The organism is Pectobacterium carotovorum (genome assembly GCF_033898505.1).
GTDB lineage: Bacteria > Pseudomonadota > Gammaproteobacteria > Enterobacterales > Enterobacteriaceae > Pectobacterium > Pectobacterium carotovorum_J.
On record NZ_JAXAFK010000001.1, the window covers coordinates 609,577 to 624,946 of the forward strand.

General features: G+C 54.4%; 13 protein-coding genes. 2 read left to right on the top strand and 11 right to left on the bottom strand.

What is annotated here, in order from left to right; translation table 11 throughout:
* Window positions 1–4: 4 nt before the first annotated feature.
* On the bottom strand, window positions 5–970 hold the full coding sequence (zitB, locus tag R9X49_RS02645; RefSeq protein ID WP_319847093.1) for a CDF family zinc transporter ZitB: 966 nt from the start codon (window positions 968–970) through the stop codon (window positions 5–7).
* 295 nt (window positions 971–1,265) lie between these two features.
* On the opposite strand from zitB, the gene aroG reads away from it, so the two are divergent.
* Entirely contained in the window at window positions 1,266–2,321 is a 1,056-nt protein-coding gene (aroG, locus tag R9X49_RS02650) for a 3-deoxy-7-phosphoheptulonate synthase AroG (protein WP_319847094.1), read from the top strand.
* A gap of 84 nt (window positions 2,322–2,405) precedes the next feature.
* Here the strand turns inward: aroG and gpmA are convergent, their stop codons facing one another.
* The 10 genes from gpmA to modE all read right to left on the bottom strand — a co-directional run bounded on the left by gpmA (window position 2,406) and on the right by modE (window position 14,954).
* Entirely contained in the window at window positions 2,406–3,158 is a 753-nt protein-coding gene (gene gpmA, locus R9X49_RS02655; protein WP_015839535.1) for a 2,3-diphosphoglycerate-dependent phosphoglycerate mutase, read from the bottom strand.
* 137 nt (window positions 3,159–3,295) lie between these two features.
* Complete coding sequence (locus R9X49_RS02660; RefSeq protein ID WP_319847095.1) at window positions 3,296–6,433, bottom strand: efflux RND transporter permease subunit; 3,138 nt, start codon at window positions 6,431–6,433, stop codon at window positions 3,296–3,298.
* The gene (locus R9X49_RS02665; protein WP_319848567.1) at window positions 6,430–7,932 is read right to left on the bottom strand and encodes an efflux RND transporter periplasmic adaptor subunit; all 1,503 of its coding nucleotides are present in this window, start codon (window positions 7,930–7,932) and stop codon (window positions 6,430–6,432) included. The genes R9X49_RS02660 and R9X49_RS02665 overlap by 4 nt, the downstream gene beginning before the upstream one ends.
* Window positions 7,933–7,943: 11 nt before the next feature.
* Window positions 7,944–9,203: a TolC family protein gene (locus R9X49_RS02670; protein WP_319847096.1), complete on the bottom strand. Its 1,260-nt coding sequence runs from the start codon at window positions 9,201–9,203 to the stop codon at window positions 7,944–7,946.
* A 12-nt stretch (window positions 9,204–9,215) separates the two neighbouring features.
* Complete coding sequence (locus tag R9X49_RS02675; protein WP_271873838.1) at window positions 9,216–9,569, bottom strand: copper-binding protein; 354 nt, start codon at window positions 9,567–9,569, stop codon at window positions 9,216–9,218.
* 73 nt (window positions 9,570–9,642) lie between these two features.
* A complete protein-coding gene (locus R9X49_RS02680) occupies window positions 9,643–10,095 on the bottom strand; it encodes a hypothetical protein (RefSeq protein ID WP_319847097.1) in 453 nt (150 codons plus the stop codon).
* A gap of 151 nt (window positions 10,096–10,246) precedes the next feature.
* On the bottom strand, window positions 10,247–11,293 hold the full coding sequence (galM, locus tag R9X49_RS02685) for a galactose-1-epimerase (protein WP_319847098.1): 1,047 nt from the start codon (window positions 11,291–11,293) through the stop codon (window positions 10,247–10,249).
* Window positions 11,294–11,419: 126 nt separating this feature from the next.
* Window positions 11,420–12,439, bottom strand: coding sequence for a UDP-glucose 4-epimerase GalE (gene galE, locus R9X49_RS02690; protein ID WP_319847099.1), 1,020 nt, complete (start codon window positions 12,437–12,439; stop codon window positions 11,420–11,422).
* Window positions 12,440–12,637: 198 nt separating this feature from the next.
* Window positions 12,638–14,113, bottom strand: a complete 1,476-nt coding sequence (modF, locus tag R9X49_RS02695; RefSeq protein ID WP_319847100.1) for a molybdate ABC transporter ATP-binding protein ModF — start codon at window positions 14,111–14,113, stop codon at window positions 12,638–12,640.
* Window positions 14,114–14,162: 49 nt separating this feature from the next.
* A complete protein-coding gene (gene modE / locus R9X49_RS02700; protein ID WP_319847101.1) occupies window positions 14,163–14,954 on the bottom strand; it encodes a molybdenum-dependent transcriptional regulator in 792 nt (263 codons plus the stop codon).
* 196 nt (window positions 14,955–15,150) lie between these two features.
* Between modE and R9X49_RS02705 the strand changes: the two genes are divergently transcribed.
* On the top strand, window positions 15,151–15,306 hold the full coding sequence (locus tag R9X49_RS02705) for an AcrZ family multidrug efflux pump-associated protein (RefSeq protein ID WP_039275566.1): 156 nt from the start codon (window positions 15,151–15,153) through the stop codon (window positions 15,304–15,306).
* Window positions 15,307–15,370: the final 64 nt, after the last annotated feature.

Genomic DNA, 15,370 nt, shown 5'->3' on the forward strand with positions numbered 1-15,370 from the left:
AAACTTAATGCTTGTGGTGGTGGCCTTCTGCCCCATGCTTTTCACCATAATGAATAGCCGAATGATGGCTTTCCTGATGGTGGAAAGCACAGTGGTCATCATCACAGCGTTGATATTCCATCTGCACCGTCGCATGTTCAATCTGATAGTTCTTCAGTAAATATTCCTGAATACGTCTTAACAGCGCATCATGATCGTGAGGGGGAACCACCTGCGCATGCAGCGTCATCATCGGTTTTTCGCCCACCTGCCATAAATGAACATGATGGATATTTCTGACTTCGGGGATATTCAGCGTCAGATCTTTCTGTAGAACCTCAACGCTAAGCTGGTTAGGTGTCCCTTCCAGCAATTCGTGAATGCTCTCTTTCAATAGCGCCCACGCACTGCGCAGTACCAGACACGACACCAAAATAGAGAGAATCGGGTCGATAGGCGTCCAGTTGGTATAAAGGATGATCACGGCAGCGGCAATCGCACCGACGGATCCGAGCAGGTCGCCCAGCACATGTAGAGCTGCTGCGCGGACGTTAATATTTTTCTCTTCGCTGCCGTGGTGTAACAGCCAAAATGCCACGATGTTTGCCACCAATCCGGCAACGGCGACAAGCAGCATGGGGATGCCAGCAACGGGCTGCGGATCATAGAAGCGCTGGATCGCTTCCCAGAAGATGAAAGCGGTAATCAGTATCAGCGTCAGTGCGTTCACAAAGGCGGCGAGGGTAGTGAGCCGCAAATAGCCGAAGGTGTGGCGCGCATTGGGCTTACGCTGCGCGAAACGCACGGCGACAAGTGCGACAAACAGCGCGGCGGCGTCCGTCAACATATGGCCCGCATCTGCAAGCAGGGCGAGAGAGCCGGACAGCAGGCCGCCAATGACTTCTGCCACCATAAACGTGGCGGTGATGATAAACGCGGCCAGCAGGCGTTTACTGTTGCCTGATTCTGTGTGGCTGTGGTTATGTGCCATAGATCACCCTGAGTAGCAGTTTTATTCCACTTTACTGAAACCCGCAGAGAAAACCTATTCTGCGCTTCACCGATCTGTCGGTTGAGCTATTTTCTGGTGAAAATAGGACGGATGCGCCATCTGAGAGCATTTGATCGCGTAAATCCCGTTGATTTCAGCGCCCTGATAACACCAGCTTGACATATAATAATCAATCTTCAATATGAAACATGCCGTTTCTCAGGCTACCCGCTCAGGCGGGATGGCGCGTATTGGATGGGGTTAACATACCGTTTCGGAACCGATGGATTTATTTATGAATTACCAAAATGATGATTTAAGAATTAAAGAGATTAATGAACTTTTACCGCCGGTTGCTTTGCTAGAAAAGTTTCCAGCCACGGAGAAGGCAGCGGAAACGGTATCATTCGCGCGTACTGCCATCCATAAAATTCTTAACGGCAATGACGATCGCCTGCTGGTGGTGATTGGTCCTTGCTCGATCCACGACACGAAAGCGGCAAAAGAGTACGCCGCGCGTTTGCTGACGCTGCGTGATGAACTGAGCGACGATCTGGAAGTGGTGATGCGAGTTTATTTTGAAAAACCACGCACCACGATTGGCTGGAAAGGGCTCATCAACGATCCGCACATGGACAACAGCTTCCAGATCAATGACGGCTTGCGTATTGCACGCCAGTTGCTGCTGGAAATTAATGATACCGGCTTGCCGGCTGCGGGTGAATTTCTGGATATGATCACCCCGCAATACCTGGCGGATTTGATGAGCTGGGGCGCTATCGGTGCGCGTACAACGGAATCTCAGGTACACCGTGAACTGGCCTCTGGCCTGTCATGCCCTGTCGGCTTTAAAAATGGCACCGACGGCACCATCAAGGTCGCGATTGATGCGATTAACGCCGCCAGCGCACCACACTGCTTCCTGTCTGTGACCAAATGGGGCCATTCGGCTATCGTGAACACCAGCGGTAACAACGATTGCCATATCATTCTGCGCGGCGGAAAAACACCGAACTACAGTGCTGAGCACGTGAGTGAAGTGAAAACTGGTCTGGAAAAAGCAGGCCTGACACCGCAGGTCATGATCGATTTCAGCCATGCGAACAGCAGCAAGCAATTTAAAAAGCAGATGGATGTCTGTACTGACGTCAGTGGGCAGATCGCGCAGGGCGACAAAGCGATTATGGGCGTGATGGTGGAAAGCCATCTGGTTGAAGGCAACCAAAGCCTGGAAAGCGGTGAGCCGCTGGTTTATGGCCGTAGCGTAACTGACGCGTGTATTGGCTGGGAAGACACGGAATCCCTGCTGCGTCAGTTAGCGTCTGCGGTACGCGAACGCCGCAGCAAGTAATATTAAATGGCGTGCTAGCTGATGCGCCATAGAACATAAATAAAAAACCCGGCACAGGCCGGGTTTTTCTCATTCAGCGGTAAATTACTTCGCTTTACCCTGATTTGCTACTGCAGCAGCTTTTGCAGCGATTTCGTCTGCGTTGCCCAGGTAGTAACGTTTGATCGGCTTGAAGTTCTCGTCGAACTCATAAACCAACGGCACGCCAGTTGGGATATTCAGTTCCAGAATTTCGTCTTCGCCCATGTTGTCCAGATATTTCACCAGTGCACGCAGTGAGTTACCGTGAGCCGCGATGATAACGCGCTCGCCGCTCTTGATGCGTGGCAGGATGGTTTCATTCCAGTAAGGCACAACACGTTCGATGGTCAGCGCCAGGCTTTCAGTCAGCGGCAGCTCTTTGTCGCTCAGAGAAGCGTAACGCGGATCATGGCCTGGGAAACGTTCGTCATCACGCGTCAACTCTGGAGGCGTAATTGCAAAACCACGACGCCATTGTTTAACCTGCTCGTCACCGTATTTCTCAGCGGTTTCGGCTTTGTTCAGACCTTGCAGCGCACCGTAGTGGCGCTCGTTCAGTTTCCAGGATTTTTCAACTGGCAACCAGGCTTGATCCAGCTCGTCCAGTACGTTCCACAGTGTGTGAATGGCACGTTTCAGCACGGAGGTATACGCGAAATCAAAGGCAAAACCTTCGTCTTTCAGCAGCTGACCTGCGGCTTTGGCTTCTGAACGGCCTTTGTCGGACAGATCGACATCGTACCAGCCCGTGAAGCGGTTTTCGTTGTTCCACTGGCTCTCACCGTGTCTTACCAGTACCAGCTTAGTTACAGCCATAGCTAAACTCCTTCCTATCCTAAGATTTCTGTGATAACTGATTTCATTATAGGGGCGGAGAACGGTTATCGGCAATCGATAGTCGATGGCAAGCGTGATTTATCCGCAGGTTATTTGCGTAAAATCACGCTCTGGCTTTACCGTTTCAGCAAACCGGATTCCCCCTTGTGCAATAGCAGATAAACCGCAGGGATCACCAGCATAGACAGCAGGGGCGCGCTCACCATCCCGCCTATCATCGGCGCAGCGATCCGCTGCATGATTTCAGATCCGCTGCCTCCACCCCACATAATGGGGAGTAACCCAGCCATAATCGTTGCTACGGTCATCATTTTTGGCCGTACGCGCAGAACCGCCCCTTCGTGGATGGCATCCATTAACTGCTGGCGCGACAGCGCCTGACCGGCCACGCGGTGTTTCTCCACCGCATGATTGAGGTACAGCAGCATAATGACGCCAAACTCCGCCGAGACACCCGCCAGTGCAATAAAGCCCACGGCACCGGCTACAGAAAGATTATAGCCAAGGATATAGAGCAGCCAGATGCCGCCAATCAACGCGAAGGGCAGCGTTGCCATAATCAGCAAGGCATCCTTGATGCGGTTGAAGGTGACATACAACAGCACAAAAATGATCAGTAGCGTAAAGGGAACAACGACTTTCATTTTTTCCGTCGCGCGCTCCAGATACTCAAATTGACCGGACCAGCTCAGCGACACCCCTTCCGGCAGCGTGACCTGCTGGGCGACGGCCTGTTGCATGTCTTCAACGGCGGATTTCAGGTCGCGACCGCGCAGATCGACATAAATCCAGTCCGACAGACGACTGTTCTCGCTTTTCAGCATCGGTGGCCCTTCGCTGACGCGAATATCAGCCAGTTCTGCCAGCGTCACTCTGCTGCCGTTTGCCGTCACAATGGGCAGGTCGCGCAATTTTTGCAGTGAATCACGTAATTCACGCGGATAGCGGATATTGATGGGGTAACGCTGGCGACCTTCAATGGTTTCGCCGATGTTCTGCCCGCCTATAAGCGTAGCGACGACCGACTGCAGTTCTTCAACGGACACGCCGTAGCGCGCGGCGCGTTGACGGTCGATATCAATATCGATATAGCGCCCGCCTGCTAGCCGTTCTGCCAGCGCAGATGTCACGCTTGGCACCTGTTTTACCACCTGCTCGATTTGCTCGGCAGTACGCTCAATATCTGCCAGATTATTGCCGTTGACCTTGATGCCCACCGGGCTTTTGATGCCAGTAGCCAACATATCCAGCCGGTTGCGAATCGGTGGCACCCACACGTTGGCGATACCCGGCAGGCTGACGGTGCGATCCAACTCGGCCACCAGCTTGTCCATGGTCATGCCCTCACGCCACTGGTCGCGCGGTTTCAGTCGAATCGTACTTTCCAGCATGGTGAGCGGAGCGGGGTCGGTTGCCGTTTCGGCCCGACCGGCCTTACCGAAAACCGACTCAACTTCGGGCACGGTTTTAATCAGTCGGTCCGTTTGTTGCAGCAGGCGACCCGCTTCACGCGCGGAGATGCCGGGCAGGGTAGAAGGCATATACAGCAGATCGCCTTCATCCAGCGGCGGCATAAATTCGCTTCCCAGGCGGCTGAGTGGAAAGAGCGTCAGCAGCAACAGCAGGCCGGAGACCAGCAGCGTGGTTTTCGGGTAGTTCAGCACCTTTTGCAGCACCGGGTGATAGGCTGCAATCAGCCAGCGGTTAATCGGGTTTGCCTGTTCGTCCGGTATCTTTCCGCGCACGAAATACCCCATTAATACCGGAACCAGCGTAATCCCTAATCCGGCGGCGACGGCCATGGCATAGGTCTTGGTAAAGGCCAGCGGTGAAAACATGCGGCCTTCCTGCGCCTCCAGTGAGAACACTGGCACAAATGACAGCGTAATGATCAGCAGGCTGCAAAACAGCGCGGGACCCACTTCCACCGCAGCCCGTTCCGCCAATTGCCACCACTCATTGTTCTGCGGCTGTTTGCCGGGGTTTTCATGCCTCCACTGCTCAATGACTTTATGCATGTTTTCTATCATCACAATCGCGGCGTCCACCATGGCGCCGATGGCAATCGCGATTCCACCCAGCGACATGATATTCGCGTTCACGCCCTGATAGCGCATGATGATAAATGCCCCGAGAATCCCCAGCGGCAGGCTGATAATTGCCACCAGCGCCGAGCGGAAGTGGAATAAAAACAGGGCGCAGATGACGGCGACAACGGCAAACTCTTCCAACAGTTTGAAGCTGAGCGTGTCGATGGCATGTTCAATAAGCTGAGAGCGATCGTAGGTTGGGACGATCTCAACGCCCGCTGGCAGGCTTTTTTGTATCTCCTGTAACCGTGCCTTGACGGCATGCAGCGTATTCAGCGCATTTTTGCCATAGCGCAGGACGATAATGCCGCCTGCCACTTCGCCTTCACCATTCAATTCGGCAATGCCGCGCCGCATCTCTGGCCCTTCTCTGAGCGTAGCGACATCCTGCAACAGCACGGGGATGCCGTTACGGGTGGTAATCATTACATGATTAAAGTCTTGCGCGGTCTTCAGGTAGCCGGTGGTACGCACCATGTACTCCGCTTCGCCCAGTTCCAGCACCGAACCGCCATTTTCCTGATTCGCCGCCTGAACGGCACTGACGATCTGCTGGTGGGTGATGCCCTGTGTCCGCATGCGTTCCGGGTCGACGACGATCTGATACTGTTTGACCATACCGCCCACGCTGGCGACTTCTGCCACATCAGGAACCGTTTTCAGCTCATATTTCAGCAGCCAATCCTGAAATCCGCGCAGGTCAGCCAGACTGTATTTTCCGCTACGATCGACCAGCGCGTATTCGTAGATCCAGCCAACGCCGGTAGCATCCGGGCCAAGCGAGGTTTTGGCCTCTGCGGGCAGGCTGGATTGCACCTGACTGAGATATTCCAGCACGCGGGAGCGCGCCCAGTAAGGATCGGTTCCGTCTTCAAACAGCACATAGACGTAGGCGTCGCCGAACATGGAAAAACCCCGAACCGTCTTGGCACCCGGAACAGAAAGCATGGTGGTGGTCAGCGGGTAGGTCACCTGATTTTCCACCACCTGCGGTGCTTTCCCCGGATAGCTGACGCGAATGATGACCTGCACGTCAGACAGATCGGGGAGAGCATCCAACGGCGTTTTTTGCAGAGAAAGCAGGCCCCACGCCGCCATGAACAGCGCCGCCAGTAAAACCAGCAGGCGATTTTTGAGCGACCAGCGAATCACGTAGGCAATCATGGATGGCCTCCGTGTCCGGCATGCGGATCGTCAGCGGGTAAAAAATGCAGGACGTGTATCCCGCTGTCGTCCATGCTGAACTGGAAACTGACGGTGCTGCCGATTCCCACGCCCTGAGGTAGCCCTGATGATGGCAGTGTGAAGTCCATCGTCATCGGCGACCAGTTGAGTGCCGGGACGGCTTCGTGCTCGATGGTAACCTGATTGCCGTTTATTGCCCTGATAACTCCTTGTGTTTGATAGCCAACCGGGGGAGTCGGCGTTGCTGGGTTTGCCGATGTCTCCGCATCAAACTGCGGTAAAGCGCTGCGCAGGCTGGCTTCAGAATCAATCAGGAACTGACCGGAGGTGACCACGCTGTCGCCAGCCTTCAAGCCATCGATGATTTCGACCCAGTCGCCCAGTGACGCGCCCGCAGTGACGTTGCGCGGGGTGAAATGGCCATTGCCATCGCTCAGCAAGACCCGGTTTTGGCTGCCGTTGACCAATAACGCTTCCTGTGGGATCGCCAGACGCGGCTGTGCCTGAGCGTGAGAAAGCTGTACGGTGAGGTACATGCCGGGTTTTAGCTGCTGTTGCGGGTTATCGAGTACAACGCGCGCTTTTAGCGTGCGCGTAGTGCTATCCAGCACGGGCAGCAGTTCGCTGATTCTGCCGTGGAAGGTTTTGCCCGGCCAGGCATTGCTGGCAGCGCGGATGTCGCTGCCGATAGTGAGTTGAGCCGCCTGTGATTCGGGATAATCGACATCGACCCAAACCGGATTCAGGCTGGCAAGCTCAAATAACGGCTGGGCAGGGCTTAACTGCATGCCTTGCCTCACCTCTAGCTTATTCACGTAGCCGTCTTCCGGTGCGGTAATGGCGATCCTGTCCTGCGGCTTGCCGCTACGCTCGACTTGACGAATAACCGTTTCCGGCATGAAGAGCAGCGACAGCCGCTGTCGGGCCGATTGGCTAAGGATATCGTCGCCCAACTGCCGCACTGCCAAATATTCGCGCTGCGCCGCCGCCCAGGTTGGGTTCCACAATGTGGCCAACGTTTCGCCTTTCTTCACCTGCTGTTGCAGCGCATTAACCGTAAGTTTTTCGACAATGCCGCCGCTGGGCGCGACGAGCGTGTGCAATCCGCGCTCGTTGATCGCAATGGTGCCGTAACCCGTGCTACGGTCGGCAAGTTCGCGTATTTCCGCGCGGGCGGTGCGGACGCCGAGGTTTTGCTGCTGGCGGGCGCTGACGGTGATACCGCCGTCATCCTGTGCTTCATCGGCGTAGCGGGGCACCAGTTCCATATCCATAAAGGGGGATTTCCCCGGCTTGTCGAAACGTTTATCCGGCACCATTGGGTCGTACCAGTAGAGGACGGTACGTTCTGGCACTGTGGCGGAGGGGGAAAGTGGCGCTTGCTGTTTACCCACCAGATAGCCCACGCCACCCGCGCTGAGGATAGCCAGCGTTATCAGGCTAAACATCAGCGATTTTTTCATTATTGGTTTGCTCATCATTGTGTTGCTCATCGCGTAGGGCTTCCCTGTGGCGTCAGATAGCGGATAGCGGCCCAATATTGGGCCATCTCCCGTGCGGTATCCTGAACGGCGATCCGGCTTTCGAGCAGTGCCCGGCGGGCATCCAGCACGGCAGAGAGATTACTGCTGCCGGATTGATACTGAGCCTGAATCAGTTTGATACGCTGCTGTTGCAACGGAAGAATCTCGCCGTTCTGACGCTGCCAGCGTGACTGTGCGGCGTGATATTGAGCTATTAGCGTATCGAGTTGCGCCTGATGTTCTCGTTCGGTGAGCAAGACTTTGTCGCGCGCTTCCATGCTGCGTGAGACGTCTGCGGCGTAGTCCTTATCCTGACGTTTGGATTTGAACAGCGGTAGATCGACCGTCACCATCATGCCCGCCATGTCGTCGTAATCGTCTCCGCGTTTCGCGTAATAGACTTCAACATCGACATTGGGGATGGCTGCGACGGCTGACTGCGCAGAGCGAGCCTGAGCCAGTTCGGCTTCACGCTGTGCCTGCTGCATTTCCGGGTGCTGGTGAATGGCACTGCTGAGTACAGCTGGTGGAGCTGGCAGACGTTCAAAGCGGGGCAGTTCGCCGTGGACATTGATATCTGTCATGCCGGTCAACTGCACTAGTCGAGCGTGTGCGATACGCGTATCCCGCTCGGCGTCGGCCAGTCTATCCTGCATGGCCGCCAGCGTCAGACGGGCATCCAGTACGCTACTGGTTTCACTGCCCGCCGCTACGCTCGCTTTTTGTGAGGCAATCTGCCGCTGGCTTTCATCGACCAGCGCGGCGACTTCGGCCAACGCTCTCTGTGAGAGCGCCAGATCCAGCCATGCCTGTGCCGTTTCCCGTTGCAGGCGAGCACGGATACTTTCGCTGTTACTTTGTAGTGCTTCGGCTTCGACCCGAATAGCCTGCGCCTTACTATCGCGCTTACGGCTGCTGACGTAGGTTTGCATGACGCCGATGCGCTGCATCGTCATACCTTCACGCGTGAGCCGGCTACCGTTGTTACCACCTAATGGCAAATTCTCGACGCCAAATTTCAACTTTGGATCGGGGAGTTGTGTGGCGGAGTCGGCCATGTTCTGTAGTGCGTTAATCTGGTGTTGATTGGCAGACAGATCGGCGGAGTAACGTTCCGCCGCCTGTAAGGCCTGTTCAAGACTCAGATCTGCCGCAAATGCGGCGGCAGGCAGCCACAGCAACATCGCCAGACACGCGCGCGCGGCGTCGTGTTTGGATAAATTCATGATGTGCTCCGGTTAAGGCTGCTGTGGTGTAATCGCGGTCAGAATGTAGCCGCTGTCGTTCTGGATAAAGCTGAACGAAACGGACGTGTTGATGGGTAACGGCGCTATTTTTCCCTCTGATGGCAGCGTGAAGGCCATCGTCATAGCTGGCCATTTTAGGTCGACAATGGGGGCGTGAGAGAGCGTCACACTGTCGGCGTTCCACTGTTTAACGATCCCGGTGCTCTGATAAATAACGGGAGTGGCCGCAGGAGGTGTGGTATGCATCATCGCATGATGCTGGTGGTCGTTTGCCCACGCGGGAAAAGTAACGGAAGAAACAGCAAAAATCAGGCTGCTGAGCAGAGCCATATAGGTGATACGCATAAAATAATCCCAATAAAATAATTGATAAACAAGGTGTTGCGCCTACTGGCGCAGGGGTTATCAATCGCTTGGGTTATTCTCTGAATCGACAGAAACGGATCTCAGCCGGAGGGCCAACTGCGGGAGGAGAGAGCCAGGCATCGCACGCCTGATTAAGGGTGACAGGGTTATCTGCTAAAACCAGTTCACCGCTGACTGGCAGTGCTAATAATTCCAGCGAGCCGTTATCCTGCTTAACGCTATCCGGTATGCAGTGTTTTTCGCACAGCGGCGTTTGCTGGTCGACAGCGTAAGACGCTTTAGCCGTATGCTGAGCGTGAGATGATAGAGACTGAACATCAGCCTGTTGCAGATGTGCCTGATGCTGGATAGTGGGGGATGTCTGGCTGAGCGTCATATCGCATTGGTGACCTGCGATAGCCAGTTGTGCATTCAGGAAAAGCCAACACAGCGCCAATAGCCATCCCCATCTGCCTTTATGGCGCAGATGATGAATAAGTAATGGAGACCGTGATGATGCGGACATGGCATCTCCTTTTTGGACGTCTTGGCAGTGTAAGCGTCTGAGCTGGAAGGGGGCAAGCGGGGAATGGCATAGTTTTGTAAAGTAGCGCTGTAAATTGGCAGAACCTTATCTGCCAATGTTATCAACAAGTTAATTATATTTTGCTGTTCGGTTACTGTACGAGAAACTGGTACGTGGTATCCGAGCGGTAGACTTTCCCCGGTTTCAGCCAGCAGTCGGGCTGTGGCCAGTCGGGGTGATTCGGGCTGTCCGGCAGGAATTCGCTTTCCAGTGCGACGCCGGCATAGTTTTCATACTGGCCACCGTCTCGCGAAGGCGTTCCGGCCAGAAAGTTGCCGCTGTAGAGCTGTAAGGCGGGGGCGCTGGTGAAGACGCTCATCAGCACGCGACCATCTGATGACCACAAATTGGCAGCCGGACTTTCGCTGGAACCGCAGGTACGATGCAGTAAGTAAGCATGATCGTAACCGCCAACGGCCATTTGATCGCTGTCGCGCAGGAAATCCTCTTCGAGCGTTTTTGGCTGGCGGAAATCCATTCCGGTCGCGTTTACGGGGGTCAGATCGGCGTTGGGAATCCCCGAACTATTGACCGGTAAATAATAGTCAGCAAACAGCTGCAATTGGTGTTTACGTACGTCAGTCAGATCGCCGTCAAGGTTGAAATAGGCGTGGTTAGTCAGGCAGACGGGGCAGGCTTTCTCCACGGTCGCCTGATACGAGATTTCCAGCGAATTATGTTCGGTCAGCGCGTAGGTCACCTGCACGTTGAGGTGCCCTGGATACCCCTGATCGCCATCCGGTGAGTGCAGTTGGTAAGTAACCTGGGTTGCATCCTGGCTGACGATTCGCCAGCGGCGGGCATGAAAGCCTTCCGGGCCACCGTGCAACTGATGCTCGTTCTGATTCGGAACCAGATGAAAGGTTTCGGTCTCTCGACTGAATGTTGCTTTGGCTATGCGGTTGGCATAGCGGCCAATCGACGCGCCGAGATAAGCGCTTTGCTGTGGGTACTGCTCGGGTGATGCGCAGCCCAATAAAACCTCTCGTACTTCCCCCTCTGGCAGTGGGAGTTCACAGGAAAGCCAGGTTGCCCCCCAGTCCATCAGGCACACGCGCATGCCTGCCTGATTCTGCAAGGTTGTTAATTGAAACGGCTGGCCATCTGGCGCCAGCGAATTGAGACTTTCATTCAACATGACTTGCTCCTGTAGAGGCTCGACAAGATAGAAGGGACTGGCCGATACATGCAGTATAGGGGAAGGCAGCAGAAACCAGCTCTGCTGCGCTCCCTCTACTCTGTCACTCGACGTGAAAAAACGCCGTTACGCTTCTTCGTACCCGTTAGGGTGGTTGGATTGCCAGCGCCAGGTGTCCTGCGCCATTTCTTGCAATGAGCGAGTGACTTTCCAGTTAAGGTCGTTTGCTGCACGTTCGGCATCTGCCCAATAAGCAGGCAGATCGCCCTGACGACGCGGGGCAAAATGGTAAGACAGTGGTTTACCGCAAGCCTGACTAAAGGCTTCAACGACCTGCAATACACTGTAGCCTACACCTGCTCCCAGATTGTAAATGTGCACGCCAGCACGATTTTGCAGGGTGTTCATGGCGGCGATATGACCGTCAGCCAAATCGACGACATGGATGTAATCTCGTACGCCAGTGCCGTCAACGGTAGGATAGTCATTACCGAAGATCGCCAGTGAGTCGCGACGCCCGACGGCAACCTGAGCAATATAAGGCATCAGGTTATTGGGCACACCTTGTGGATCTTCACCCATCTCACCTGATGGATGTGCGCCAACCGGATTAAAATAACGCAACAGCGTAATACTCCATTCCGGTTCTGCATGCTGTAGGTCTTGCAGGATTTGCTCGACCATCAGCTTGCTACGGCCATAGGGGCTGGCTGGGTGGCCCGTTGGGAAACTTTCCTGATAGGGCGTGCGTGGTTGATCGCCATAGACGGTGGCAGAGGAACTAAAAATCAGGTTTTTCACGCCTGCTTTCTTCATGGCCTCAACCAGCACAAGCGTACCGTAGACGTTATTGTCATAGTAACTTAGCGGTTCACGCACCGATTCCCCCACGGCTTTCAAGCCAGCAAAGTGGATGACGGAATCAATTGAATGCTTAGCGAAAATGTCGTCCAGCAGCGCGCTGTCGCGGATATCTCCCTGATAAAAAATGGGCGTTTTGTCGGTCAAACGTGTAATGGTTTTAACGACGCTAGCCTTGCTATTGCACAAGTTATCGAGAATGACGGGAGTGTGCCCGGCAGCCAGCAACTGTACGCATGTATGACTTCCTATGTAACCGCTACCACCCGTGACGAGAACGTTCATAATGACCCCTATTATCGCAATGCTGCAAAATAACATGGCTAGGCGCTGAAAAAGGTGATCTACAGCGAGAATCTGCCTCTGTTATCGATGGTTTTTCCACAAATAAGCGTAGTAAAGCGTAGGCTACAGTGTAGATGAGCCTGGCTTGCTTCCCTACATTTTATTTTGTGGTAGCGTTATCATCCCTGTTTTTAGGCGTTATTTACATAGTCCATCAATTTGGTAGCGATAGATGTCGTGGTGCGGGACAAAAGTGAGCCGGTGCGTGATGCACTCTGGCGCATCTTCAGCATGGTGAGAGACAAAGAGGAGCTGCGTTTCGCCCTCGCCAATCAGGATATCCAGCCAGCGGCGCACCAGTTGGCGATTGAGCGGATCCAGCCCCTGCAGGGGTTCGTCAAGAATGAGCAGGGCGGGGTGCTTGACTAACGCGCGTGCAATCAGCGTCAGACGCTGCTGACCCCAGGAGAGCGACTGAAATGGCGTATCGGCGATCGCGTCATTAAGCCCAAGCAGGGTGAGCCACTGCTCGGTCAGGTGGCGCTGACGGTCGGAAACGGCCTGATAAATACCGATAGAGTCAAAGAAACCCGACAGGATGACGTTGCGTACGCTGGTGCTGACGCGGTAATCCAGATGGAAACTGCTGCTGACGTAGCCGATGTGGCGCTTGATATCCCAAATGGTTTCCCCGCTGCCGCGTTTGCGACCAAACAGCGTGAGATCGTTGCTGTAGCCTTGCGGATGATCGCCAGTAATCAGACTCAGTAGCGTCGATTTTCCTGCACCATTGGGGCCGACAATCTGCCAATGCTGTCCGGGCAGCACTTCCCATGTCAGGTCATGCAGAATGGGGCGATCGTTGTATTGCACCACACCGTTACGCAACTGAATGCGCGCCTCGTCAGCGGGAAGTGTCATGTATCGCTGCGGATCTTCAGGCTCTGGCAGCGAGCTCCCCGACAGTTTTTCGCTAAAAGCGAGCTGAGCCACCAGCGCTTCAGAGAGGATCGTTTCACGCTCGCCGAGGCGGGTCAACGTACAGTCTGCCAGTACGCCAACATGGTTGATAAAGTCAGGAATGTCGTCAAAGCGATTCAGAATAAGCACCAGCGTATAACCCGTGCCCGCCAATTCTCGTAGCTCGTCGGCAAGCTGCTGACGAGAAGCAACGTCCAGCCCATCAAAAGGCTCATCGAGAATCAGCAAGTCGGGCTGGGGCATCAGCGCCTGACACAGCATCGCCTTACGGGTTTCCCCCGTAGAGAGGTATTTGAAACGGCGCTCCAGCAAATGCGCAATACCAAATTGACGTGCCAACTGTTGGCAACGCTCGGGATCGTTGAAGCTATCCTGAATCACTTCCGCCGTTGTGCGGCCAGTGTCATCTTCACCTTCACTCAGCAGATCGGTGTTATTGCGTTGCCACTCGTCGGAAACCAGTTTTTGTAATTGTTCAAACGACAGACGAACGGGGCGTTGGAATCCCGTTGTTCGTTCACCACGCAATAGCGGCAGCTCGCCGGATAGCGCCCGCGCCAGCGCCGATTTACCACTCCCGTTGGCCCCGACAAAGGCCCAACACTGGTTTTCGTCGAGCGTCAGTTCGTCCAGACGCAGCATGCGGGTATCGCTGAGACGAAACAGTCCCTGCGTGATTTTCAACAATGACATTTTCTATCCTTCGTCAGTCGGCGATAAGCAATGTTAAGCAAGGTAAATGTTAGCAAAGCGTGGCGATGATGACCCGGTCAGCATTGAAACAGGCCTTCACGTCCGTTCCCTGTTGCAGCTTTTGCTGCTCAAGCAGGGCGTTCGGCACCATAGCGCACAGTGTTTCTCCCCCTGTCAGCGTAATCAGGACTTCGCTGTTTTCCACACCGTGCTGAATGGTCTGAATTCGCCCTGGCAAGACGTTATCAGCAGCGGGCGCAGCGGATGTGGCAGCATACACATCGATCCACGGTGCTTTGATCAGCGCCAGCACCTCTTTTCCTTTCTGTAATTGCAGACGTTCGGCGCTTTGCTGCGTAATCAGTGCGCTGATCGCTGTTTTACCATCGGCGAGTAAAATATCCAGATGTTGTTGTACCTGTTCTTCACTGCGTGCGAGCACGGTTCCAAAAAACTGGTTACGCGCGCTGGTTTGCAGCGAGAAACGCGCGATGGCTGCCAGCAGGCTATCCAGCGGTAGCCCGTCTTCCTGCAAGACATCAAAGGCTTTTTGCTGAATCTGCGCGAGCAAATCGTACAGTTGGAGAAGGCGTTCGCCGTAGCGGGTAAGCTGAGCACCGCCGCCGCCTTTGCCGCCGGTCATACGTTCAACGATGGTCTGCTCGGCCAGCTGGTTCATCTCATTGATGGCATCCCATGCACTTTTATAGCTAATCCCCGCCAGTTTGGCTCCCTGACTGATTGAGCCGGTATGACGAATTTGCTTGAGCAGCTCAATACGCCGCGGGTCGGCGAATAAACGCTGTTGGAGTTTCAGGGTGAGAAGAATTTCAGCCTGCATAGTGAGGGCACCGTCGGTGAGTTTAATTCTCTGTATTGTCGCTATTTTCTTCATCAGGGGCAAATCGCACAAATAGACGCACTATTTTCTATTACTGCGGTAGACTACGTGGCAATTACGACGATCTCGGTTTACAGTGAAATAGCACACTCGGCTGGCTAAAGTAGCGGTAACCGTTGCAATAAGTGAGGTAAGCATGTTGGAGTTGTTGAAGAGCCTGCTGTTTGCAGTTGCCATGGTTCCTGTGATGATGGTGATTATTATGGGCGCGATTTATTGCCTGGGCGAAGTGTTTAACGTGTTGTCCCGTATCGGCCATTCCGACGGTCAGCGCGCAAAGAATCAGCACTGATTCACGATCCTTTTCTATTTTGATGTCCGGCTTTTTGCCGGACATTTCTTTTCTACCCCTCAAC